Source organism: Brevundimonas sp. DW-iso22, from assembly GCF_058725425.1.
The window spans coordinates 203,872-228,062 of record NZ_JBZXEB010000002.1; the positions used below are offsets into that span (position 1 = coordinate 203,872).

Consider the following 24,191-nt stretch of genomic DNA (forward strand, 5'->3'; position numbering starts at 1 on the left):
AACGTTTTCAGTGCCAGACATTCTGCTGTGATGGAATCCAGCCGCCGTCATCCGTCTTCGCCTTGCGGCGCGCTCGCTTTCCCGCACTTTCGGACTCCGGGTTGCATCACGAACGGGCCTGTCGGCAGGCAAGGTCCCGCTGATGCGGGAGGAGCAGGCTCGAGGCGGCTTCAATCAGCCGGAACCAGGCAACTGCTGCTGCTGTCGTTGCTGGTCAGCCTGATGTCAGCCAGAGAGACTTGTGCAGGACTGGTCGATGTAAGGGCGAAGGGCGTATCGACGGCCGCCACATTCGAGCGTTCACCATCGAAACAGGCCAGCCGCAAGCGGACGGCTTGCCATGTCCCCGGTACCGCTCCGTCCAGAACCGATCCTATATCAACCCGCTGTCGCCCGAAGCCGACCTCAATGGGCCCGGAGGGTGCGGCATCCACACGTATCGAGAATGCCAGCACCATGTCACCATTGCGCTGACGCGACAGATCGACGGGCGGCCCCGTCACGAGCGCTTCGGCTGGACCTGTGAATTTCAGCGCCATCGCGCTTTCCTGCGCTGTCCCGTCAGTTGGACGAACCGTCACAGCTCCGCGCGGACTGGCGCCGGTGAGCACCGTGCCGACACGGCTGTCTCCCCCCTCGTCACGCAGCATCAACGACCACGGTGCCTGGATACGACCGTCAGCAAAATAGCCGTCCAGGTTGGCGCGCGCCAGGGTCACCCCCGGATCTTCAGGCAGCGTCTCCACTCTGGCTGGGGCCACATAGCTCAGCCCATCGCCATAGGCGAACTGGGGAGCATAGCCCGGCCCACCCACGTTCAGCATGTCCTGGCCGGCATTTCGAGGCCAAGAGAATGAAAGGCGGCCCGTAAAGTCATACGAGGCACGCCCGTCGCGACCAGCCACGAGCACATCGGCCACGCCAGCGCCCTCGGTTCCCGGCAGCCAGGCGGCGACGAAGGCGTCGGAGGCGTTGATCTCGGGATTGGTCCAGAGGGGGCGTCCGCTGAGGAACACCGAGACGGTCGGAATGCCCGCGGCCTTGTATCGACGCAGCAGCTCCAGCGGCTCTTCCGGCGAAAAATCCAGGGTTTCGACATCGCCCTGGAACTCGGCATAGGGCGTCTCGCCGAAGACCACGATCGCGACGTCCGGGCGGGTCTGGAACGATCCATCGGCGCTGAGTTCAGCCGTCCCGCCCGCCTGGGTCACCGCTGTTTCCAGACCGGCCCAGATAGAGGTGCCGCCGGGGAAGTCGGCATTGGTGGTGTCGGTGCCCTGCCAGCTGACGGTCCAGCCGCCGGACGCTTGCCCGATCGAGTCCGCCGCCTCTCCGGCTACCAGAACGCGTGCGCCCGGACGGATGGGCAGCACGCCTTCGTTCTTCAGCAGTACCAGCGACTTGCGTACCGCCTCGCGGGCCAGGGCGCGATGATCGGCGGAACCCAGAATATCGGTCCGGCCTTCCAGCGAGCGGTCGCGGTCGAAGACGCCCAGCTTGAACTTGACCCGAAGGATGCGGCGCACGGCGTCGTCGATCCTGGCGGCAGGGATTTCCCCAGACTGCGCTTGGGCCAGGGTGTTGGTGTAGAGCCCGCGCCAACTGTCGGGGGCCATGAACATATCCAGCCCGGCATTGATGGCCTCGGCACAGCTTTCGTTGCTGCAACCGGGGATCTGACCGTGGGCGTTCCAGTCACCGACGACGAAGCCCTCGAACCCCATCCGCTCCTTCAGCACATCGGTCAGCAGCGACCGGTTGCCGGTGATCTTGACCCCGTTCCAGCTGGAGAACGACGCCATGACCGTCAGCACGCCCTCATCGATGGCGGGCACATAGCCCTGGGCGTGGATGGCGATCAGCTCGGCTTCGGAGATCACAGCATCGCCCTGATCCACACCGTTGGCCGTGCCGCCGTCAGCCAGGAAATGCTTGGCTGAGCCGGCGATGCGATCGGCGGCGAGAGGTCTGCCCTCCACCAGGGCTCCTTGTAGGCCGAGGGTCATCGGTCCGGCATAGCTGGTGACGATCTCGGGATGTTCGCCATAGCCTTCATACGCCCGGCCCCAGCGGTCATTGCGGGGCACGGCCAATGTCGGTCCGAAGGTCCAGTCCGCGCCCGAGGCCGCAACCTCCCGGGCCGTGGCGGCACCGATCCGCTCGATCAGGTCCGGATCGCGGGCGGCCCCCAGGCCGATGTTATGCGGAAACAGCGTCGCACCGACGATGTTGTTGTGGCCGTGCACGGCGTCGATGCCGAACATCAGAGGCACCGCAGCGCCGGGACGGCTGGCGGCAGCTTCGCGGAAGGCCACAGACAAGGCGACCCAGTCGGCCAGCGGTGCCCGCTCGTTCGCCGCCGGGGCCGAGTTGCCGCCCGCCAGGATGGAGCCGATGGGGTAGCGGGCCAGATCGGCGGGGGTGATGGCGCCGATGTCGGCCTGGATCAGTTGGCCAACCTTCTCCTCCAGCGTCATGCGCTCCATCAGTTCAGTGATAGCGGCCTCGGTACGGGCATCGGTGATCGCTGTCGGGCTGGCAGCGACAGGCCAAGCGGACGGGTCGGCCACGGCCGTCTGCGGATCGCTGGCTTCGGCGGTCTGCGCCGTCGACACACTCCCCATCATGAGCACGGCCAGGGCTGCGGCACAGAGAAGCGCTGGGCGGGACGCGGTCATGATCGGCCTCGATACTGAAAAAGAAGTGGCGGCACAGCTGGAGGGCCGCGCCGCCAAGGGTCAGGGAGACTAGAAGTTGGCGCGCAGGCGCACACCCATGGTGCGGGGCTGATTCAGGAACAGGACATTGACGACCTGGTCGGACACCAGCTGCTTCTCGACGACCGTCTCGTCGAAGACGTTGTTGACATAGCCTTCGATGCGATAGCGGCCACTCGACGGCTCCCAGCCGGCACCCAGGTTGACGGTCACATAACCTTCCTGACGGGCCCAGAAGCCGCCTTCGCGGGCATCCGTGCTGCGCAGGAATGGACTGGTCAGTGGGGCGGTAGGATTGATCGTGGTGCCTGCCAGCGAAGCCTTGAACGCATCATAGGCGGCCTGCTGTGCGGGATCGGTCGGACGTGCCGTAAACTGGATGACCGGCAGTTCGTTGTAGATGTTGAGGTAGTAGGACGACCTGTAGTTGGCCAGCAGGTGGAAGTCAGCCCGACCGCCGAAGAGATCGACCGTCTGCTGCAGATGGGCATTCAGGTTGATCTTGGACACGTTGGGCAGGTCGTTGCCGCCGATGTCAACGTTGAAGTTGGGCGTGCCGTCGCCGTAGTCGGTACCACGCGTATCGGTCAGCACCCCTTCGTCCGCCTGAGCGTCGATGTAGGAGCCGATGATGTCCAGCCGCATGCCATAGGGCAGGCTGAACCGGGTCTCGACCTCGAAGCCCTGGATGGTCGACTGCGCTACATTGATGTTCTGCTGAGAGAAGCCCGCGCTGGCTCCACCCGGGCCAGTGCCCAGCGACACCAGGGTCTGGAATACCTGATCGGAGTAGTCATAGTAAAAGACGTTGGCATTGACGTCGATCCGGCCGATGGCGGGACGGAAGGTATTCTTGGTACCCAGTTCGAACAGGGTCACCGATTCCGGCGCGAACGTCGGAGCCGTGGAAACGCCGTTCACGATCACGGTGTCATTGAAACCGCCCGACTTGTGCCCCGTCGAAACGGCTCCGTAGAACAGGTTGTCCGCGCTCAGGTCGTATTCAAAGCCGACGCGATAGTCGCTGAACGAGTCCTCATAAGAGCCGACCTGCTCCCCCGGTGCGGAAATCTGAAAGAAGCTGTGCTGACCGTTGGCAGGGCAGGTCTGGGGGTTGCCGCCTGGCTGGGTGTCCGGACGATTGACGCAGGTGCCGTTTGGCCGCGAGCCGTCTGCAACACCTGCGATCTGGTCCAGGAATGTGTCGCGGGCACCGGGTGTGAACGCACTGGCAAAGTACCGGGCAGCCGCCGCATTGTCGCCTGGTGTCGGCGGCGCATAGCTGTCGCGGCCCGTGAAGTTGGGCCGGAAACCTTCGGTCCCCAGACGAGTGACGAAGCAGCAGTTGAACCCTTCAGACCCCAGCCCCAGCGACCAGTTGCCACCGATGCCCCGGCGAGACTTGTTCTCCTCGGTGTATCGCAAGCCGCCCTTCAGCCGCAGCTGATCGGTGAGCGGATAGGTGACGTCGGCATAGGCCGCGAATGAGTCGGACTGCACGTCCGGGAAGGTGAACTCGGTGCCGGAATAGAACTGGCCCTTGTCGACCACGGACAGGAAGCCGACCTGCTGGCTTTCCTTGAAATAGAACAGGCCCGTGGACCAGACGAACTCTGCGCCGGGCGCCGAGGTCAGCCGCAGTTCATGGATGTCGGATTCCGAAAGCGTCAGCCAGTATTGGGTGCCAAAGTTGTCGTAGTCGACGTCAGCAGCACCATAGCCGGGGCGCACGACACCCTCGTTGGCCGCATTGACCTGGTAATAATCCACGCTGCGACGGCTGGCCGTATACTCCAGCACCGCACCACCGAAGTCATACGACGCATTCAGCGCCAGGCCCCAGTTGTCGTTCTCGACCAGTCCCTGCGGACCCCGGAACAGGACGTCACGCAGTTCCAGGCCATCGGGCGTCCCGCCACCGACCAGGCCATTGCGCACATTGGTGGCCGGATAACCGGTGCCCCGCTCGGACTCGAAATCGCCCATCAGGCTCAGGCGAAAGCGGTCGTTCGGCTGATAAAGATAGGTGGCCCGCGCCGAGAACAACTGCTGCTCGCCAGTGGGGTCCAGGCTCTCATCGTTGCCGACGTTCTTGTAGGCCGTGCCGCGATCAACGCCATAGACGGCCAGACGCAATGCCTGATCGTCGCCCATCGGGATGTTGACGGCACCCTCATAGCCGAAGGTTTCGAGCGTACCGACTTCACCCTGGATGAAGCCTTCGCTCACACCGAGGCGTGGCATGTTGGGGATGATGTTCAGCGTGCCGGCAACGGCATTCCGTCCGCGCAATGTACCTTGCGGTCCCTTGGCGACTTCCACCCGTGCCAGGTCGAAGAACAGGCCGCCCAAACCGCGCGGACGTGGCAGGTAGACACCGTTCAGATGCGTTGCAGCCGACGGATCCCCCAATTCGGTGTTGTTTGCAGTGCCTACGCCACGGATATAGATCTGGACGTTGCCTTCCTGATTGGAGATCGACAGGCCAGGAATGGCGGACTGGAGATCCTCGATCTGGTCGATACCCACCGCACGCAGGTCCTCACCCGTAATGGACTGAACCACGCCGGCATAGTCCTGCAGGCTCTGCTCGCGGCGCTCGGTCGTGACGACGATTTCGTCCAGCTCGGTGGGATCCTGCTCTGCAGGTACGGGGGCGGCCGGTGCCGTCTGGGCATGCGTCATGCCGGCCGTCATCGCCAGTGCGGCGCAGCCGAGCAGAAGCGAACGTTTGAACTGGATCATGGTCTTCCTCCCCGTGGCCCCTGTTTCCCAGAGTGCCGTCGTGACGACGCACATGGCGTGCGCCTGTTTCCCGACATCAAACTGTCTTCATTTGACAGCGCTGTCAACCGACGTCTGTTCAGCCCGAAGACTGCGTCGAAAGTCGCTCGATCAGGGTGTAGTCCACCTTTTCAGCTTGGCCGGGCTGACCCCGGGTCGCGGGAAGAAGCAGGCGCGTCGCCGCCGCCGCCATCTCAGTGACGGGCTGGCGGATGGTGGTCAGCGGGGGCGTACTCAGCATGGTGCTGGGGGTGTCGTCGAAACCGCACACCGCCACATCGTCCGGAACGATCAAGCCAGACGCCGCCGCCGAGTTCAGCACGCCCAGAGCCATGTCGTCGTTGGACGCAAAGATGGCAGTGGGTCGATCCTTCGCACTCAGCAGAGTGGCTCCCGCCTGTCGCCCCGCCTCGAAGGTGAAGTCGCCCTCGGCCACCAGGGCCTTATCGACGGGAAGCCCGTGTTCGATCATCGCCGCCTGAAAGCCGTCGCGCCGGGCGCGGCTGGCGGCATAGCTGCCGGGGCCGGAGATGAAGCCGATCCTGCGATGCCCCCCCGCGATCAGATGTGCCGTCATGTCGAAGGCCGCCTGACGGTCGTCCATAAAGACCCGCATGCCGCGATCCAGATGGGCCTCAGCCCCCAGACGCACAAATGGCGTCCCGTTGCGCTCCAGCACATCCAGCACCCTGGGATCGTCCGAGTTGGGCGGTGTCAGCAGCACGCCGTCCGGCCGCAGCGACCGCAGTAGAGACAGCAGATTGGCCTCAAGGCTCAGCGAGCCATAGTCCACCAGCTCGACCAGCAGGTGGTACCCAGCCCGGCGGCATTCGACCAAGGCGCCATATTCCAGTCGGCTGAGGTAGTCGTTGCCCCGCCCACTGCGCCAGTGCTCCAGCGTCAGTTCCGCGTCCACGAAGGCCGCTATCAGATAGGATGACGCACCGGCCAAGGTTCGCGCCGACAGGCTGGGTCGATAGTCCAGGGTTTCGACCGCCGCTCGAACCTTGGCTTCCAGCGCAGGGCTGACGTTGGGCCCGCCGTTCAGGACGCGGGATACGGACTTGATCGACACGCCGGCAAGGGCGGCGACATCATAGATCGTCGCGGTCATCGTGGCGGTCGCCTCCCCTGACGGGCCACCGGACCGCCGTTCATCTTTGTATGCGGCGATTGGCGCAGGTCGCGCAAGATTTCGCTCGCACCTGAAATCGAGTTTGGCCAAAGTCATCGTCATGAAGGCTGTTCCCGACCTTGCAGCCGAACCCTTGCCGCCTGTCGGCGCGGGCTTCATCGCCACCCTGACACTGGCCTATGTCGGGGCCTTCATCGCCTTCGTGCCCCTGCTCAGCCTGCTGGTGCCCTTGCAGGCCCAGGCCCTGGCCCCAATGAACAAGATCGGACTGCTGAGCCTCGTCACCTTGCTGGGGGCAGTGGTGGCCAGCGTGACCAATCTGGCTGTCGGCTGGGCCAGCGACCGAACGCGGCATCGACTGGGGCGCCGCCGTCCGTGGATCGCGGGAGGACTGATCGGCGTGATGGTGGCCTATGGGTTGATCGCCACAGCCACAGGGCCTGCAGCACTGGTAGCGGGCATCATCGTGTTCCAGATGGCCTTCAACATGTTGTTCGCCCCGCTGACGGCTGTCCTCGCAGACCGCGTCCCAGATAGACAGAAAGGGCGTGTCGCCGCCTTCCTGGGCCTGGGTGCGCCGCTTGGCGCGGCCAGTGGCGTTCTGATCACCAGCCCGCCATTTGGCGATACGGGAAGCCGGATGGCTGTGATGGGTCTGCTGGTGTGCGTCTGCCTGCTGCCTTTCCTTTTGAGCTATCGGGATCTGCCGCATCTGCGCGCGGAAAACCGTCGGGCGGCTAGACGACTGCGACTTTCGCCCGACTTCGGGTTCGCCTGGCTATCGCGTTTCTGCCTGCAAATCGCGGCCAGCGTCGTGAACGCCTATATGCTGTTCTATCTGGCCGACCACGCGCGCTATGCCGAGCAGTTTCCAGGGACCACGGTCGAAAGCGGACTGGCCCGGTTGATCACCCTGTCCACGGTCCTGATCCTGGTGTCCGGCTTTCTGGGAGGCTTGGCATCGGACCGACTGAACCGGCGCAAGGCCTTCATCCTTCTGGCTGCCGGGCTGATGGCCTGCGGTCTGTTGATCTTCGCTGTCTGGCCAGCCTGGCCCGGCCCTCTGATCGGCTATGCGTTTTATGGTATCGGCTTCGGCCTCTATACGACCGTCGACGCTGCCCTCGTCGCGCAGGTGCTTCCGTCCAGGCAGGACACGGCCCGCGATCTCGGGATCATGAACTTGACCAACACCCTTCCGGCGGTTCTGGCCCCGGTCATGGCGTTGATCGCCCTGGGCCCCGAGCGTCAATCCTGGCCTCAGTTGATGGCGACGTCCGCAGTCCTGGCCGTGCTGGGCGGCCTTGCGGTTCTAGGGGTGCGGCGCGTCCGCTGATACCAGACGTGTTCTCCCGGCAGGCCGCGAGCGATTGACGACAGCGCTGTCATCCTGTTGCTCTGCTGCGCTGTCGGGTCTGGAGAGGCGCTCATGTCTAGTAAAATGAAGCGGTGGCGCGGCTTGGGCGTTCTGTTCTGGATCACGGCGCTTTGGATTGCGCCCGGTACCACCGCATCAGCCTTCGAACGACCCACGGCAAGGCAGGCTGCCGAGGCCATGGGCAAGGGCTTCAACCTGGGCCAGATGTTCGACAACACCCAGCATCCAGCGACGCTGGACGTCGCCCGGCCCAAGATCGACGCCTACTATTCCCGCGGGTTTCGAACGGTTCGCATTCCAGTGACATGGACAGAAAATGTCGGCGGCACCACGCTTGCCAACCCAGAAACAGGCCAGGTTGATCGAAGGTCTGCACGCCTGGCGGAACTGGTGGCCGTGGTCGATTATGCATTGGACCAGCCCGGGCTCTACGTCGTCATCAATACCCATCACGAGAGTCGGCTGAAGGATTCAGGCGACGCCGAAGTGCTGGCCAGACTGTGGGCCGACATCAGCGACCTGCTGGGCGACCGGGACGGTCGTCTGATGTTCGAAATACTGAACGAGCCGCACCTCACCAGCAAGGAGGCTATGCTGCCAGCAACAGTGCGGGAGATGACAGGGCGTGCCTATGCCGCCATCCGGAAGGACGATCCCGGCCGCATCGTCATCATCGGCGGCAACCAGTGGTTCGGTGCTCATGAGATGGCCCTGACCTGGCCCAACCTGGATGCCGTCGGTGGCGGCCACGACCCCCATGTCATGGCGACCTTTCACCATTACAGCCCCTGGGAATTCAGCGGCGACAATCAGGGCGACTATGCCGATCCCTGGACGGACGAGGACATCGCCTCACCCATGCAGGTCATGGCCGACTGGGCATCGACGACGGGCGGCGGCATGCCCGTCTTCATCGGCGAATGGGGCGTCGGCTGGAAGAGCCGCTACCAGACGATGGATTGCAACAACATTCGCCAATGGTACGCGCGCTTTGACGCGGTCCACGCCAGGCGATTTGGCATGCCGACTGCCGTATGGGACGATGGTGGCTGGTTCCAGGTGTATGCTCACGAAACCGGCAGTTTTCCCAACAACCTCATCGACTGTATCGACGGCACTTGCCTCTGGACCGGTGGGCGCTTCGGGACGGATTGTACCTAGTCTCGATGGATTCAGCCCAATCATTAAGACGCCCCTTGCGGAAGGTCTTTCACAACGTCGTGCCGCCGACCGCTTTTGGCCGGATAAGTCGCATCATCTAGCCTCAGATTGACCAGCCATCAGACTTTCGAAAGGGCCAACTGAACCACGTCCGTGCGTCCCGTCCCGAATCCGGCCTCGCAATAGGCCAGATAGTAGCGCCACAGGCGCCGGAAACGTGCATCATAGCCTAGCGGCTCAATGCGTGGCCATGCATCGTCAAAGGCTCGAAGCCATAGCCCCAACGTCCGGCCGTAGTCCTGACCGAAACGCTGGGTGACTTCTCCGGTCAGTCCAGCCTTGCCGATCGTGGCCCACAGGGCTGGTTCGCTGGGCAACATGCCGCCGGGAAAGACGTGCAGCTGGATGAAATCCGGGCGCTTGCGGTAGCTGTCGAACAGGGCGTCGTCGATGGTGATGATCTGTAGCCCCGCCCGGCCGTCGGGTTTCAGAAGGTCATGCACACGGTCGAAATAGGTCGGCCAGTAGGCCTCGCCCACAGCCTCGAACATCTCGATGGAGGCAATGCGATCGTAGCAACCCTGGACGTCGCGATAGTCGATCAACTGGACATCCACCCGCTCGGACAATCCCTGTTCAAAGATGCGTTTTCGCGCGACCTCCGCCTGGGACGGCGACAAGGTGATGGCTGTCACCCTGGCTCCCAGCGTGCCCGCCGCATAGGCCGAGAAACCGCCCCAGCCGCAGCCGATCTCCAGCACCTCATGATCGCGCTCGATACTGATCGAACGAGCCAGTGCCTCATACTTGCGGGTCTGCGCCTCTGGCAGCGACAACGTCGGTGGATCGAACAGCGCTGCCGAATAGGTCATGCTCGGATCCAGCCACTGGGCATAGAAATCATTGCCCAGGTCGTAGTGGGACATGATGTTGCGGCGCGAGCCGGTCCGGCTGTTGCGTTGCAAGGCATGCACAATGGCGTTGACGCCTCTCAACATCGGCACGCCCGACATGATCTGATCGAGGGCGTCATAGTTCAGGGCAAAGGCCGTCAGCAGGGCCGTCAGGTCCGGCGTATCCCACTCGCCCGCCATGTAGCCCTCTGCGAAGCCGATGTCGCCGCGCGTCAGCAGTCTGAGGAAGGCCCTCCAGCGGGTCAGGGTCCACACGGCTTGGGGCCCCTCGCCTATCGCGCCGTCATCGCCGCCGATCGTCATCTGCGTGCCGTCCGGCAGGGTGACGGCCATGGTACCGTAGCGCCACAGGCTACTCAGGCGACGCAGGAAAGGCCGCGCGAACGCGGGTGCATCGGATACGTCGCTGCGCGACGCGCCCGTCATCCTGCCAAGGTGTGAAGCTGAGCCGTCCATGATGCGAAAATCCCGTCGAAACAGCGACGTGGGGGAGAAATGGTCCCGACGCAACCTGCCTGTCTAGTGTCGGGAAAGCTACGGTCGCAACCGCCGATCAGATGCGGGCCGTATGCTAAACCGGCGACAGCGCTCCACTGGCCACTATCGGTCCGGTTGGGTCACCCGAAGGCGATCCGCCCAGGGGCTCCAGAGTGATCGCCAGACTGGCCGTCTCGCCGTCCGGGCCCAGCAGCTTCGCCGTATCCAGCACCAGCGCCTCGCGCCCGTTGAGCACACCCAGTGAGACCGGGGCCTGTCCCTCAGGCAGGACCCACAGCTCGAACGAGCGGTCAGCCTGAGCCTGGCCCGCCACGGTCGCGACGATCAGCCGGTCATGGGCCTTGTCCAGGGTGACCACGAACGACGTCGGCCCCGCCTCCTCCTTCAACAACGCGATAGAGGTCAGAACCGGCGCAGCGGCGGGTGCCGCGCCCGGCTCGATAACCACCCGCGGCGGCGTCAGGACCAGGGCAGCGACGGCGACGGCGGCAGCAACGCTGGCGACCGCCGCAACGCCGCGCCAGACGGCGACACTGTTCCAGACCCCCGCAGGTCTGGTCGCCGACACGCCCAGTTGAGCGGCAACGCGCATCCACACGACACGCGGCGGTGTCTCCGGCTCGATCTCGGCCAGCAGCGGCATCAGCCGTTCCTGCCAGTCGGCGACCTCGGCTGCGAAACCGGGCTCGGCGGCGATACGGCGCTCGGCCTGCGCCCGCTCTTCCGACGTCAGGACACCGACGACATATTCTGCCGCCAGTTGCTCGTCGGGGCTCAGTTCGTGATCGGTCATCGGGCGAGGCAAGCCTTCAGCTTGAGCAGGGAGCGACGGATCCAGCTCTTCATCGTTCCGGTCGGGACATTGTGGCGCTCAGCCACGTCCTGATAGGTCAGCCCCTCGAAGAAGGCGCTGCGCAGGGCGGCCTGATGGGTAGCGTCCAGTTCCGACATGCAGCCCTGAAGCTGGCGCACGTCCTCGCTCCGAACCAGGGAGGCCAGGCTGGATTCGGCACCGTCCGCCACATCATGCGCATCGTCGATCGGCTTGAAGCTGCGTCGACCGATCTGGCGCTGGCGATCGATGGCGCGATTTCGAGCCAGGGCGGCCAGCCATGTGATCGGGCTGGCGCGGTCCGCGTCGAACCGGTCTGCCTTGCTCCAGACGGTGATATAGACTTCCTGCAGCACGTCCTCGGCCTCGCTTCGGTTGCCCAAGATACGCAGGCACACCCCGAATAGTTTCGCCGAGGTGGCGTCATAGACATCCTTCAGGGCGGCGCGATCCCCGGACGCCACGCGCTGAAGATTGGCGACGAGCGCCTGTCGGTTCTGGTCAGCGTCCATGCGTGGCGTTCGTCCGTGGCTTGACCCTATGGCTTACACGGCCCGGCGCGACGGGCAAGTCAGCTTGAGACGGCCCGCGAGGCATAATAGCCGGCCAATGCCGCCGCCGTGGTCACGAAGGTGCCCCAGGCCAGATCGGCCAGGGTGATCGTCGTACTCCAGGTCTTCAGCGTCGCCTGATTGGTCAGGTCATAGGTCGCATAGGCCACGAAGCCGAGCAGCGCGCCGTTGATCAGCGCCTTCTGGATCGACGCCTCCTTCAGCGCCGGGGCCGTCGCCAGGGCCGTGATGCCGAAGATGTAGATCAGATAGAAGGCCACCGCCGCGACCATATTGACCTTGGGGGCCATGATCGGCCCCAGTACGGGCTTGTACAGCCGGTTCCCCATCAGGGTCAGCCAGATGATGTCCAGCACCAGAAAGGCGACAGCCGAGCCGCCATAGGCTGCCAGATACTTCAACATGCTCAGACCCCCTTCAGTCGATAATGGCTCACGCCCCAGGCCTGGCCGTCACTGTCGCCGAACAGACCGGCCGTGGCCATGAAGAATCGCCGCCAGCGCCGCATCCACAGCGCGTAGTCCGCACCATAGACCTCCTTCATCAAGCCGCGAATTTCCGTCTCGTGCCGATCAAAATTCTCGAGCCAGTGATTCGCTGTGCGCTGGTAGTGGGTGCCGCTCCAGCGCCAGTCCTGCTCGACCTCGAACAAGTCAGGGTACTGACGCATCAGGCCGTGGCTGGGCATGATGCCGCCGGTGAAGAAATGCTGGGCGATGAAGTCGGCCTTGTCGGACACCTCGAAGCGGTAGGGTGTCGTGACATGGCTGAACACATGGATGAAGACCCGACCGTCAGGCTTTAGCCAGGCCCGCACACGGCCCAGAAGTTCGCGCCAGTTGGCCATATGCTCGAACATCTCCACCGAGACGATGCGGTCGAAGCGCTGCTCCGTCTGGAACACATTCATGTCTGCGGTGACGACCGTCAGATTGGTCAGGCCCAGCCGCGCGGCCTCTGCATCGATGGCCGCCTTCTGACTGCGCGAGTTCGACACCGCCGTGATCGTCGAGGCCGGATAGTGCCGCGCCATCCACAGCGAAAGCGACCCCCAGCCGCAGCCCAGTTCCAGTACGTTCTGGCCATCCTGCAAGTCCGCATGCTGGCAGGTCTGTCGCAGGGCGCTGACCTCGGCCTCGGCCAAGGTCGAGGATGGATGGTCGTAGAAGGCGCTGGAATATTTGCGGTTGGGCCCCAAGGCCAGTTCGAAGAAACGGGCAGGCAGTTCGTAGTGCTGGGCATTGGCCGCTTCGGTGTATTCCGCCACCGGACGCGCCGCCATCTCCTCGGCGAAGGCCTTCTCGGCACCAGGTCGGACCACCGCCATCTGCTTGCGGGCATTGGCGACGAAGGCCGCAATGGCCGGGCGAGTTACGAAGTCGGGCGCAGGCGCGTCCTGCAAGCTGTTCAGCCGATCAAGCAGACTCATGTCAGGCGCGGTCCTTGGAAAACACATTTAGACGGGGCAGCAGGGCCCCGACGCGGGATTGATAGTCGCGATAGGCATCACCGCGCGACTTCAGCATGACCTTCTCCAGCGGTGGCACGCCGGTCATGTAGCGAAGGATTACATACATCACGACCGGCGCGACCAGCGCGGCCCAGCCTGCGACCCAACCGCCGCTCAGATCGATCGCGATGACCGGATAGGCCAGCCAGACGACCCATTCGAAGAAATAGTTGGGATGGCGCGACAGGCCCCAAAGACCGCGGTCCATGACCTTGCCCTTGTTCGACGGATTGGCCCGGAACCGACGCATCTGTTCATCGGCGACGGCCTCTCCCCCGATACCGATCAGCAGAATGAGCGCACCCAGATAGTCGGTCAGCATCAGGGTGTCGCCGGGTCTGAGGGCGGCGGCCGCGATCGAGACACACAGCAAAGTCGTCGCCGGAGCCTGGACGATGGCCAGTCCATAGAGATTGCGAGAGAAGTTGGAGCCCCACTCTTCGGTCAGGGCGACGTAGCGCGGGTCGGCGTGACCGCCAGCCACACGTCCGGCGATATAAATGCCCAGCCGGATCGACCACACAGCCACCAGCGCCGCGACCAGCCACTGGCGCGGCCCCGGCATGCCCATCCACGGCGTCAGACTGACCAGAACGCCTGCCATGCCCGTGCCAAAGGTCCAGAAGACATCGGTCCATCCGCCGTTCCGGGTCTTCAGCACCGTCCACCACGCCACCGTCATCGTGAGGGCCATGAAGGCAAAGGCCAGTGCGAGGGCGATCAGCAAGACAGTCTGGTCCTTGAGAAGTTTGAGCGTCACAGTTACGCGCAAAGTCGGGCAAGGATGCATCGCATCCCGCAGGATTGCAGCGCCGTATATCGAACACCCTCGCGCATTCGCGCATACCACTCGCCGGAGCCTGCTTGATGTTCGAAAGCCTGCCGCCCTCACCGCCTCAACCCACGACAAAACGACTGCGCGTGGCCGTGATCGGTGCGGGGATTTCAGGCCTGTCCTGCGCCTGGCTGATGGGCAAAACGCACGATGTCACGTTGTTTGAGGCGGCGGGTCGCCTGGGTGGCCATGCCAATACGGTGGACTGTAACGGCGTGGCGGTGGACACCGGCTTCATCGTCTATAACGAGGTCAACTACCCCAATCTGACTGCCCTGTTCGCGCATCTGAACGTGCCAACCAAACACGCCGACATGTCACTGGCGGTCTCGCTGGACGACGGCGATCTGGAGTATGGCAGCCGTAGCCTGGCCTCCATCTTCGCCCAGCCCGAGGCCCTGCTCAGGCCGCGCTTCTGGTCCATGCTGGCCGACCTGAACCGCTTCTACAGGACAGCCCCTGGTCACTTGGCGACGTTGGATCCGGTGGTGTCGCTGTCGGAGTATCTGCGCACCCATCGGTATGGGGTGGCGCTCAGCGAAGATCATCTGCTGCCCATGGCCGCCGCCATCTGGTCGGCCTCGGTCGAGGGGATCGGCGACCACCCCGCCGCCGCCTTCATCCGCTTTTTCCAGAACCACGACCTGATGAAATTCATCGGGCGCCGGACCTGGCGCACCGTCGATGGCGGAAGCCGGTCCTATGTCGAGGCCATCTCCGCCGACTTCGCCGGCACTGTGCATCTGAACGCCGACATTGCCGCCGTGACCCGGACCGACGGTCAGGTCCGCGTCGACCACCGCGACGGCTCGCACCAGACATTCGATCAGGTCGTCTTCGCCACCCACGCCCCGACGACGCTGGCCCTGCTGGGCGACACGACAGCCCAGGAACAGCGCGTCCTGGGTGCCTTCCGTTATACGCCCAACACCGCCGTGCTGCACGGCGACCGCCGCCTGATGCCGAAGCGTAAGCGCGCCTGGGCCAGCTGGAACCACATGGGCCATCGCGCCGAGCCCGGCTCGGGCGGGGTCAGCTATTGGATGAACCATCTGCAGAGCCTGAAGAACGCACCCGACCTCTTCGTGACCCTGAACCCGCATACGCCGCCCGCGGCTGAGCTCACCTACGCCACCGACCACTACGAGCACCCCCACTTCGATGCAGGGGCTTTGAAAGCTCAGTCGGAGCTGTGGTCGCTGCAGGGCCAGGGCGGGGTCTGGTTCTGCGGGGCCTATTTCGGTGCGGGTTTCCACGAGGACGGTTTGCAATCGGGGCTGGCGGTGGCCGAGCAACTGGGTGGCGTGCGCCGCCCTTGGACCGTCGAGGATGAAAGCGGGCGCATCCAGATTTCACACGCAGCCGATCACGTCCGACAGGTGGCATGACCGGCGCGTCCGCCCTCTACGTCGGCCCGGTGACGCACCGCCGGTTCAGGCCGAAGGCGCATGCGCTCCGCTATCGCGTCTTCATGCTGCTGCTCGACCTGGACGAGCTTCCCGGCCTGTTCAGCAGGCTGAAGCTACTGCGTCCCGGTCGCTTCGGCCTGATGTCCTTCCGTGCCCGCGACCATGGCGACAAGGCGCATGACGATCTGAAAACCTATGTCGCCGCTCGCCTGTCGGAGGCCGGCGTGGCGAGTGGCGGGCCAATCCGCCTGCTCTGCATGCCGCGCATGCTGGGCTATGGCTTCAACCCGCTCAGCGTCTACTTCTGTCACGACGCCGACGAGCGACTGACGGCTATCCTGTACGAGGTTCGCAACACCTTCGGCCAACGCCACAGCTATCTGATCGCGACACCCGAGGCTGGCCCAGACTCTGTCCAGCAGACTGCGCCCAAGCGGTTCTACGTTTCGCCCTTCATGGACATGGACCTGACCTACGTCTTCGACGTCGCGCCGCCGGGCGAGGACGTCAGGATTACCATCCAGGTCCGCGACGACACAGGCCCGGTTCTGACCGCCGCCTTCGCGGGCCAGCGGCGCGAGCTGAGCGACAGCATTCTGTTCCATGCCTGGATCACCCATCCCCTGCTGACGCTCAAGGTCATGGCGGGCATTCATTGGGAGGCAGTAATGATCGTCGCCAAGGGCTTCCGCTTCCATGGCAAGCCACCCCTGCCCGCAGAGCCTGTCACCATCGGCACTGTACTGAAGTCCTCCCGCGAAGGAGCCTCCCATGCGTAAAGCCCTGTCCGTCTTCGCCGCCCTGTTCCTGACCGCCGTCGCCTCGACCGCCAGCGCCCAGGCCCCTCAGCCGCGCCAGTCCATCGACATCGACCGCTTCATGGGCCGTTGGTACGAGATCGTACGCACCCCAAACGATGCCCAGCGCAACTGTCACGGGGCCAATCAGACCTGGGCCCGGCGAGCCGATGGTACCTTCGACATCGCCCTGTACTGCCACCGCGACCGGCCTGGCGGACGGCTGAGCACCACGCGCTCGCGCGCCCGCATCACAGACCCCCGCACCAACGCCAAATTCGAGGCCAGCTTCTTCGGCGGCATCATCAAGCGCCAGTACTGGGTCATCGACCGGGCCGACAATTACGACTGGATGATCGCCAGCACCGCCGACGGCCAGTTCGTCTCGATCCTGACCCGTGACCCCAACGTCAGCGCCTCACGCCTGGAAACCCTGCGGAGCCGCGCCCGCCAGCTCGGCCTGCGCACGAACACCATGCAGGTGGTCGATCACTGAACGCGGGCCAGCGCCCCCTCGGCCGTCAGGGTCGCATCCGCATTCTCGACCACGTCCAGCCGCACCGCGTCGATCCCGTGACGCGTCTTCATCTCGGCCAGCCAGCCGAACAGCGCCGCGCTCGACACATTGGCGGCGGTGAAGCCGAAGGTGCCCGTCTCATCCATGCCTGTCACGATCGTCAGCCCGGCCGTCTGCGCGGCCTGCGTGGCTAGCGGTTCGATTGCCGGGCCCTGCGAAGCAGCCCCAGCCGGCTTGGGCAGCGCCCCCACTTGCCGCTGCACATACGCCAGATCGGTTTCGGCCTGCACGCGCCGCTCCGCTGCATCGGCCTTGTACGCCCACAGCGGCTGGATGATCAGCAGCCAGACGAGACACAGCGCCATGACCAGAACCATCACCCCCAGCATGCGCTGCTCGCGTACCGTGCGGCCATCGAACCAGGCCCGTGCTTCACTGACGATCGCGTTCATGTCGCTGCTCCGATGGTCACATCGCTGACGACACGCCCTGCGTCATCAAGTGTGCTGGTATCGCTCAGCCGCAGCCCGGCCGCCGCCACAGCTTGCTTTAGAGCGTCCAGGTCCTGATAGGCCGGATAGCTGACAGTGGCCCTCACACCGCCTTCGGGGTCCGAGACGAAGATGTCCAATTCCGCCCCCTCGACCTGTTCCACGGCTGCAAATAGGATCGCCGCTGCTGACACGATGCCGCCGGGCGGAGGAGCCGTGGAGGCGCTCTGGCGAAAGGCCGCCACGGGGTCGGGCGCACCTGCCGCATCCGGCGACGCCTGGGAGATCAGTTCCAGTGTCCGTGCCTCGGCCTGACGCGCGGCACCCGTGTCCCGCGCAGCCTGCGCCGCAGCCAGAACCAACGGCGACAGCAGCACCGCCACCGCCAGACCCGCCGCCAATCGCCAGCCGCGCCGGTCGGCAGCCTTCTCGCGAGCACCGGATTCCAGCAGATTGACCTCGGGCGACAGCGCTGCCGCAACCATCAACCGCTCGACTTCACTCTCATCCGTGACAGGACGAATGGGGCGATCGCCCGCAATAAGATCCAGCAGGTCGGGCTGGATCGTGGCCGCAAACCGGTGCCCGCGTAATGCCAGGCCGGTGCCGAAGGTGACAGCGGACAGGCCCTCCTCCGCCTCCGGTGCCTCCAGAGTCAGCATGTCGGGCAGGATCACATCGGCCTTGATCCCCAGCGCGTCCAGATAGTCGCCCCACGCCTCGACCAACGCCCGGCTGGCCACTACCACCATGCGCGGTTCGCCTGTTGGCACCGCCCGCCCGAGCGACACCGTGATCCGATCCGGCGTCGCCGCCAGATCGTCGCGCAAGGTCCACAAAGCCGCCGCCCTGACCTGGGCCGCCCCACCCACCGGCAAGTCCAGCCAGCGCACCGAAACGTCCCCGCCCGGCGCAATGGCCACGGTGCGCATCGGCGGCGGCGTCTCGCCCGCATCCAGCGCCAATCGCCCGCGCTGCAAAACCGCCCCGCCCGCATCGAGGATCAGATAGGGAGCCGGCTCCGTGGCCAGAGCCGGGATAAGGATCAGTCGGGTTCGGCTCATTCTTCAAGGGTCCAGCGCTGGATCACGGTTCGGGCTCCGCCCTCGGGCGGCGCATGCATCAGGGCGGTACGGACGGCGCGGGTGCCGCCGTAATCGACATCGACCCGCAGGTCGAAAAAGCGGGTCAGGACGGTCACCTGCTCGCGCGCCTCCTGCGGTACGACCAGTCCGGTCAGGGCGGGTTGGCTCCAGAAGGCGGTGGTGTCGGCCCAACCCTCGGCGGGTCGCCGGGCGATCACGCCCCGCGCCGCCTCCATCCCCAGCTTGCCGTCGGTCAGCATAACCAGCAGCGGGGCATCTTCCGGCCCCAGGGTGTTCACATTGATCGGCGACAGGCGGCTGACCGGCAGGGCACAGACATGCGGGCGCAGGCGACGATACAGGTCCGCATCCACCCCCTTGATGGCCCTCAGCTCGCTGACCTCGGCCAAAAACACCCCGCCGGTCCGATAAGGTTCGGCCCGTCCCGCATAGGCTCCGTCCTCGGCTCCCAGCGGCAGGGCGGTCGTATCCGCGTCCAGCCAGTCGGCCAAGGCCTCGGCTACAGGGCGCATACGGCTCTCACCCAGGCCCAGCGCCCGACCCAAGGCTACGAACTGCGCCATGCCTTGAGTTCGCGCGATCAGATCCTCGCCATAACCCTCGACCACGCTGTTCAGGTTGAAACAGGCCTGGCCGTCACGGACGACGGCCGTGATCGTGCCTTCCTCAATAGGAAACGACAGCACCCGCCCGTTCCACTCCGGCTCAAGCGGCGTCCGCGTCGGGCTGAGCGTCAGCAGACGTGCCACCTGGCGCCGGGCCAGCGCCTCAGCCCCGTCGGCATACCACTGGGCCTGGGTCTGGGTTTCCGCATTGGTCGCGCGGCGTACCGAGAACCGCACATCATCCAACACCGCCACCGCGATCACCGACATGACGGCCACCAGCAGCAGGACGGTCAGCAGCGCCATACCCTCGCGGCGTGTCTTGGCCCCTCGCCTCATCTGCCACCACCGACGAGAAAGAGCTGATCGACAGGCCCATAGCCCTCGAGCGTCATCACGACCCGCACGGCGTCCGGCATCGGGCTGTCGAGACGACTGCCAAAGGCCGGTGCCTCGGTGCCATCCTTCAGAAAGGTCACGGTCAGGCCACTAACCCCTTCGTACAGGACCTGCGGCGGACCGGGCCTTGCTCCATCCAGATAGGCCGACACGCGCCGTTCCAGCCGATCTTCGACCAGTCGGTATTCCACGCGTTGCAGGGACGGCCGTGCCTGCTCGCCGGGATTGCCCCATCCCGCTCGGGTCAGCGTCAGGGAGGCATCGCCCGCCTGGATGGCCCCAGTGATTGGCTGTGGCTGCGGGCGTCCCGTCGGCCCGCGTGTACGCCGCGCCGTGGCCTGTCCAATGTCGGCCCTGAGCAGGGCGCGGGTACGCTGCAAGTCCGCCGTCCGATCGGAAGCCGCCTTGATGGCGAACTTGTTGTCGATCGACAGGCTCAGCACCGCCGCTCCTGCCGCCGCGATCAAGGCGAAGATCAGCAGCGAGATGAGGACCTCGACGAGTGTAAATCCTGCTCGCCTCATGCCGCCCTTGCCCGGAAAAGAGTGCGGTCGGCGGCCTGGCCTTCCTCGGTCGAGACGCGGATCAGAATGCGCTGAATCTCCGGATCATCCGTCGCAAAGACGGTTTGGGACCATCGCCATGAACGGCCAGCCAAGGTGGTTTGGCCAGAAGTCTCGCCTTCCCCCAGGCCGGGTGCGATGGCCGCCTGGACCGCCAGGTTCTCGGCCACGATGCCGCCCAGGGTGCGATCCTCGACCCGAGCCTGTGACCGTGTGTTTTCGCCTGCCAGATTGAGCAGGGCCATGGCCGCCAGGCTGAACACCGCCAGGGCGACCAGCAGTTCGATGAGGGTGAAGCCCTGGCGCGACGTCCTAGTCATCGACCGACACCTCGCCTGCGCCATCGACGGACACGGTGCTGGACTGGCCGTCACGCGACAGGGTGACAGTCGCAGCCTCGCTCGCCCCCGTGGGATCGAATACGACACGCAGAGTGGCACTGGGCAGGCCTGCCGACGTTTCCGCCTGCCAGACCTCCTCGCCGAACGGGCCGTCTGCCAGGGCCGTCCATTCGACCCCGTCGAACTGGCTGAAGCCATAGCCGCGCGCCGTCGCCTCCACCGCGATGGATCGATTGGTCAGCACCGCCTCCTCGCGCGCCCGCACCAGCCGTGCGGCGAACCGTTCGGCCTCCGCCCCCACAGGCGGTCTCGGGTCAGGCACGGACATCACGACGGCCCCCGCCGCCAGCCCCAGGATGGCAACGACCATCAGCAGTTCGACCAGAGTGAAACCGGAACGACACTGCTGGTCAGCGGCTGCGCCTCTACCCCTGCCAGTTGCCGAGGTCTGCATCATTGCCCTCGCCCCCCTCTTTGCCGTCCGCGCCCAGGGAGTAGACGTCGAACTGGCCGCCGTGCGCGCTTTGGCGGCGGTACTGGTAGGGGTTACCCCACGGATCCTCGGGCAGGCGCCGGATATAGCCGCCCTGGCGATAGCGCTCCGGCTGGGCCAGACTGGCGGGCGCAGTCGTGAGAGCATTCAGGTCGTCTGGGAAGGTCAGATTGTCCAGACGATAGGTCTCGATCGCCTGTTCCAGCACCGAGATGTCCGCCCTGGCCTTGCCGACCATGGCACGGTCCTGGCTGGGCAGGACATTGATCGCCACCACAGTCGCCAGCAGGCCGATGATCACGATCACCACCATCAGTTCAACCAGTGTGAATCCCTGGCGTTTCTGACGCTTCCGGGCATTGTTCAACTTACTCATCTCACTCACTCCTCACCCCATCGCCAGGGTATTGATCTGTAGGATCGGCAGCAAAATCGACAGCACGATCAGCGCCACCACACCGCCCATGACCACGATGATCGCCGGCTCCAGCAGGCTCAGCATCACGGCGGTGAAGGTGGCGAACTCGCGGTCCAGATAGTCGGCAGCACGGTCCAGCATCGGCTCCAGCCGCCCGCTGCTCTCGCCCGAGGCGGTCATGTAGACGAGGATCGGCGGAAAGACGTCTGCGCGGCGCATGGCGGCACTCAGCCCCCCACCCTCGCGCACGGCGTCGGCCATGGTCTCGGTGGCCAGACGCAAACGGCGGTTCGACACCGTCCGCGCCGTGATCGTCAGCCCATCCAGCACCGGCAGGCCCGAGGCGATCATGGTCGACAGCGTCCGCGCCATGGTCGCCCCGTGCAGGTCGCGGCTCAGCCGTCCGACAATCGGCAGCTTGAGCATCAGGGTGTCCGCCTTCAGCCGCGTCGCCGGATTGCGCAAGGCCACAGCTGCCCCGCCCCCCGCCAGGACCATCAGCAGGATGGCCAGCCAGCCCCAGGTCTGCATCGCCTCGGACAGGCCGATCACCAGCCGCGTCAGCAGCGGAAGCGTCTGGTTCATACTGTCGAACTGATCGACCACCTTGGGCACCACGAAGGTCATCAGCGCCCCGATGACGCCCAGCGCCACGACCGCCAGAACAGCCGGATAGACCAAGGCGGTGATCACCTTGCCGCGCACCGCCTGGTCCCGCTCCAGCCCGTCGGCCAGCCGCTCCAGAATGGGTTCCAGCGCCCCCGAACTCTCGCCCGCCGACACCATGGCGCGATACAGCGGTGGAAACGCCTTGCCCTGCCGGCCCATGGCCTCGGACAACCGATGCCCCTCCAGCACCCCTGCATGCACCCCTTCCAGCACCGCCCGCACGGCGGGTCGATCGGCCTGGAGCGCGATGGTCCGCACCGCCTCCTCGATCGGCGCGACGGAGACGAGCGTCGCCAGTTGCCGTGTGGTCAGGGCCAGGGTCTTGGCGTTCAGACGCCCCCCGGCTTTCGCCTTGCCGTCCGCCTTGTGCACCGTGCGGCGGGTCGGGGTGATCTCCAGCGGCATCAGCCGACGCCGGTCCAGCGCCTGACGCGCCGCCCCTTCGTCCGCTGCGGTAAGCGCTCCGCTGACCGTGCGGCCCGCCGCGTCCACGGCCACATAGTCGAACGCCGCCATCAGCCGACCGCCTCACGTACCGGTGCGACGACGTCGTGCGCCTCGGCCGTCTCCTGACGCGTGACCCGCACCGCCTCCTCGACCGAGGTTGTGCCGTCCAGCACCAAGGCTCGCGCCCGCCGGGTCAGCGTGCCAGAGGCGTCGAAGGCCACGGCATTGATCGCCTCTTCCTCGGCCTCGGCGGCGATCAGACGCCGCACGCGGTCGTCGACCTTGATCAGTTCGTACAGACCGACCCGCCCGACATAGCCCGTCTGGTTGCAGTGGACGCAGCCCTGGGGCCGCCACACCGTCTGACCGGCCTTGACCCCGACCAGCCGTGCGGTCGCCGCATCCGCAGGCTCCTCCCGGCGGCACTCACCGCACAGCCGCCGCACCAGTCGCTGCGCCACAATCAGTCGCAGAGTCGAGGCCAGTAGGAAGGGCTCGACGCCCATGTCGCGCAACCGGGTTATCGCCCCCGCAGCATCATTAGTGTGCACCGTCGACAGCACCAGATGCCCCGTCAGCGAAGCCTGAACCGCGATGCGCGCCGTCTCCACATCACGGATTTCGCCGACCATGACCACGTCCGGGTCCTGACGCAGGATGGCGCGAAGCCCAGCGGCAAAGGTCATACCGACCTTGGTGTTGACCTGGGTCTGGCCGACCCCGTCGATGGCGTATTCGACCGGGTCCTCGACCGTCAGAATGTTGCGGGTCGCGTCGTTAAGAAGCGACAGTCCGGCATACAGGCTGGTGGTCTTGCCCGACCCCGTGGGCCCGGTAACGAGGATGATCCCGTTCGGCTCCTTGAGTGCCGTCCTGAAGGCCTCCAGCGCGTCAGGGGCCATGCCCAGTTGTTCAAGGCTCAGGTCCGCCTGATCCTTGTCGAGGATACGCAGCACCACCCGCTCGCCCGCCCGCGACGGCAGGGTGGAGACCCGCACATCCAGCGTCTTGCCGCCCAGAGCCAAGGGGATGCGCCCGTCCTGAGGCACCCGCTTTTCGGCGATGTCCAGCCGCGCCATGACCTTGATGCGCGAGACCAGAAGGGGCGTGATCCGCGGATTGAGCGACAGCGCCTCGCGCAGCACCCCATCGACCCGCATCCGCACGGTCAGGGCGCTCTCGAATGGTTCCAGATGTATGTCGGACGCCCCTGCCCGCACCGCCTCGGCGATGATGCCGTTGATCAGGCGAATGACCGGCGCATCGTCCGCCGTATCCAGCAGGTCGGCGGCGGCGGGCATATCGTCGATCAGACTGTCCAGACCGGACGGCATCGACAGATCGTCGCCATCCGTCGCCGTCAGGTGATCGCCCGCATAGACCTGGGATAGGCGACGATCGAACTCGGCCTGGCTGAGGCGTTCGACATGCAAGGGCCGCCCCAGGGCGCGGCGCGTCTCGATCAGGGCCTGAGGATCGGCACCTTCGCGCAGGCCGACCACCGCCACCTCGCCGGCATCCAGCAGGATGACGCCATGCCGCTTGGCGAAGCCATAGGGCAGTGTCGGATTGACCAGGGTGATCATGACGCCGTCACCGT

23 protein-coding genes are annotated in these 24,191 nt (G+C 65.3%); 5 read left to right on the forward strand and 18 right to left on the reverse strand.

Annotated features, from left to right (window positions below; all coding sequences use genetic code 11):
• Positions 1-170: 170 nt before the first annotated feature.
• The 3 genes from AC4PRM_RS00935 to AC4PRM_RS00945 all read right to left on the reverse strand — a co-directional run bounded on the left by AC4PRM_RS00935 (position 171) and on the right by AC4PRM_RS00945 (position 6,615).
• Positions 171-2,678, reverse strand: coding sequence for a glycoside hydrolase family 3 protein (locus AC4PRM_RS00935; protein WP_492038465.1), 2,508 nt, complete (start codon positions 2,676-2,678; stop codon positions 171-173).
• Positions 2,679-2,747: 69 nt separating this feature from the next.
• Positions 2,748-5,462: a TonB-dependent receptor gene (locus AC4PRM_RS00940; protein ID WP_492038466.1), complete on the reverse strand. Its 2,715-nt coding sequence runs from the start codon at positions 5,460-5,462 to the stop codon at positions 2,748-2,750.
• 118 nt (positions 5,463-5,580) lie between these two features.
• Positions 5,581-6,615: a LacI family DNA-binding transcriptional regulator gene (locus tag AC4PRM_RS00945; protein ID WP_373255656.1), complete on the reverse strand. Its 1,035-nt coding sequence runs from the start codon at positions 6,613-6,615 to the stop codon at positions 5,581-5,583.
• A gap of 103 nt (positions 6,616-6,718) precedes the next feature.
• Between AC4PRM_RS00945 and AC4PRM_RS00950 the strand changes: the two genes are divergently transcribed.
• Together AC4PRM_RS00950 and AC4PRM_RS00955 are read left to right on the forward strand one after the other, a co-directional pair.
• Entirely contained in the window at positions 6,719-7,972 is a 1,254-nt protein-coding gene (locus AC4PRM_RS00950) for an MFS transporter (protein WP_492038467.1), read from the forward strand.
• A gap of 93 nt (positions 7,973-8,065) precedes the next feature.
• A complete protein-coding gene (locus AC4PRM_RS00955; RefSeq protein WP_373255658.1) occupies positions 8,066-9,175 on the forward strand; it encodes a glycoside hydrolase family 5 protein in 1,110 nt (369 codons plus the stop codon).
• Between the two features lie 119 nt (positions 9,176-9,294).
• Here AC4PRM_RS00955 and AC4PRM_RS00960 read toward each other — a convergent pair whose 3' ends face one another.
• The 6 genes from AC4PRM_RS00960 to AC4PRM_RS00985 all read right to left on the reverse strand — a co-directional run bounded on the left by AC4PRM_RS00960 (position 9,295) and on the right by AC4PRM_RS00985 (position 14,228).
• Positions 9,295-10,515, reverse strand: a complete 1,221-nt coding sequence (locus AC4PRM_RS00960) for a class I SAM-dependent methyltransferase (RefSeq protein ID WP_487923149.1) — start codon at positions 10,513-10,515, stop codon at positions 9,295-9,297.
• Positions 10,516-10,660: 145 nt separating this feature from the next.
• A complete protein-coding gene (locus tag AC4PRM_RS00965; protein ID WP_487923150.1) occupies positions 10,661-11,380 on the reverse strand; it encodes an anti-sigma factor in 720 nt (239 codons plus the stop codon).
• Complete coding sequence (locus AC4PRM_RS00970; protein ID WP_373255661.1) at positions 11,377-11,931, reverse strand: sigma-70 family RNA polymerase sigma factor; 555 nt, start codon at positions 11,929-11,931, stop codon at positions 11,377-11,379. Before AC4PRM_RS00970 ends, AC4PRM_RS00965 begins: the two co-directional genes overlap by 4 nt.
• Positions 11,932-11,990: 59 nt before the next feature.
• Positions 11,991-12,395 (reverse strand): DUF2177 family protein, encoded by a 405-nt coding sequence (locus tag AC4PRM_RS00975; protein WP_373255662.1) that lies wholly within the window; start codon positions 12,393-12,395, stop codon positions 11,991-11,993.
• A 2-nt stretch (positions 12,396-12,397) separates the two neighbouring features.
• Positions 12,398-13,420 carry an SAM-dependent methyltransferase gene (locus tag AC4PRM_RS00980; RefSeq protein ID WP_492038468.1) on the reverse strand — a complete coding sequence of 341 codons (1,023 nt, stop codon included), beginning with the start codon at positions 13,418-13,420 and terminating at the stop codon, positions 12,398-12,400.
• A 1-nt stretch (position 13,421) separates the two neighbouring features.
• Positions 13,422-14,228 (reverse strand): DUF1295 domain-containing protein, encoded by an 807-nt coding sequence (locus AC4PRM_RS00985; RefSeq protein WP_492038469.1) that lies wholly within the window; start codon positions 14,226-14,228, stop codon positions 13,422-13,424.
• Between the two features lie 140 nt (positions 14,229-14,368).
• Here AC4PRM_RS00985 and AC4PRM_RS00990 point away from each other — a divergent pair, with 140 nt between their 5' ends.
• The 3 genes from AC4PRM_RS00990 to AC4PRM_RS01000 are packed head-to-tail and all read left to right on the forward strand — an operon-like array spanning position 14,369 to position 17,038.
• Positions 14,369-15,724, forward strand: a complete 1,356-nt coding sequence (locus tag AC4PRM_RS00990) for an NAD(P)/FAD-dependent oxidoreductase (RefSeq protein WP_492038470.1) — start codon at positions 14,369-14,371, stop codon at positions 15,722-15,724.
• Positions 15,721-16,524, forward strand: coding sequence for a DUF1365 domain-containing protein (locus AC4PRM_RS00995; RefSeq protein WP_492038471.1), 804 nt, complete (start codon positions 15,721-15,723; stop codon positions 16,522-16,524). The genes AC4PRM_RS00990 and AC4PRM_RS00995 overlap by 4 nt, the downstream gene beginning before the upstream one ends.
• Complete coding sequence (locus tag AC4PRM_RS01000; RefSeq protein WP_492038472.1) at positions 16,517-17,038, forward strand: lipocalin family protein; 522 nt, start codon at positions 16,517-16,519, stop codon at positions 17,036-17,038. Before AC4PRM_RS00995 ends, AC4PRM_RS01000 begins: the two co-directional genes overlap by 8 nt.
• On the opposite strand, the gene AC4PRM_RS01005 is transcribed toward AC4PRM_RS01000, so the two are convergent.
• The 9 genes from AC4PRM_RS01005 to gspE are packed head-to-tail and all read right to left on the reverse strand — an operon-like array spanning position 17,032 to position 24,177.
• Positions 17,032-17,511, reverse strand: a complete 480-nt coding sequence (locus AC4PRM_RS01005; protein ID WP_492038473.1) for a type II secretion system protein M — start codon at positions 17,509-17,511, stop codon at positions 17,032-17,034. The two genes, AC4PRM_RS01000 and AC4PRM_RS01005, sit on opposite strands and share 7 nt — an antisense overlap.
• The gene (gene gspL / locus AC4PRM_RS01010) at positions 17,508-18,614 is read right to left on the reverse strand and encodes a type II secretion system protein GspL (RefSeq protein ID WP_373255669.1); all 1,107 of its coding nucleotides are present in this window, start codon (positions 18,612-18,614) and stop codon (positions 17,508-17,510) included. The genes AC4PRM_RS01005 and gspL overlap by 4 nt, the downstream gene beginning before the upstream one ends.
• Positions 18,611-19,600: a type II secretion system minor pseudopilin GspK gene (gspK, locus tag AC4PRM_RS01015; RefSeq protein WP_492038474.1), complete on the reverse strand. Its 990-nt coding sequence runs from the start codon at positions 19,598-19,600 to the stop codon at positions 18,611-18,613. The genes gspL and gspK overlap by 4 nt, the downstream gene beginning before the upstream one ends.
• Complete coding sequence (gene gspJ / locus AC4PRM_RS01020) at positions 19,597-20,184, reverse strand: type II secretion system minor pseudopilin GspJ (protein WP_487923159.1); 588 nt, start codon at positions 20,182-20,184, stop codon at positions 19,597-19,599. The genes gspK and gspJ overlap by 4 nt, the downstream gene beginning before the upstream one ends.
• Complete coding sequence (gspI, locus tag AC4PRM_RS01025) at positions 20,181-20,543, reverse strand: type II secretion system minor pseudopilin GspI (RefSeq protein ID WP_487923160.1); 363 nt, start codon at positions 20,541-20,543, stop codon at positions 20,181-20,183. Before gspI ends, gspJ begins: the two co-directional genes overlap by 4 nt.
• Entirely contained in the window at positions 20,536-21,018 is a 483-nt protein-coding gene (locus AC4PRM_RS01030) for a GspH/FimT family pseudopilin (protein WP_492038816.1), read from the reverse strand. Before AC4PRM_RS01030 ends, gspI begins: the two co-directional genes overlap by 8 nt.
• Positions 20,990-21,433 carry a type II secretion system major pseudopilin GspG gene (gene gspG, locus AC4PRM_RS01035; RefSeq protein WP_487923162.1) on the reverse strand — a complete coding sequence of 148 codons (444 nt, stop codon included), beginning with the start codon at positions 21,431-21,433 and terminating at the stop codon, positions 20,990-20,992. The genes AC4PRM_RS01030 and gspG overlap by 29 nt, the downstream gene beginning before the upstream one ends.
• A gap of 12 nt (positions 21,434-21,445) precedes the next feature.
• Entirely contained in the window at positions 21,446-22,660 is a 1,215-nt protein-coding gene (gspF, locus tag AC4PRM_RS01040) for a type II secretion system inner membrane protein GspF (protein WP_492038475.1), read from the reverse strand.
• Positions 22,660-24,177 (reverse strand): type II secretion system ATPase GspE, encoded by a 1,518-nt coding sequence (gspE, locus tag AC4PRM_RS01045; protein WP_492038476.1) that lies wholly within the window; start codon positions 24,175-24,177, stop codon positions 22,660-22,662. The genes gspF and gspE overlap by 1 nt, the downstream gene beginning before the upstream one ends.
• Positions 24,178-24,191 lie beyond the last annotated feature (14 nt).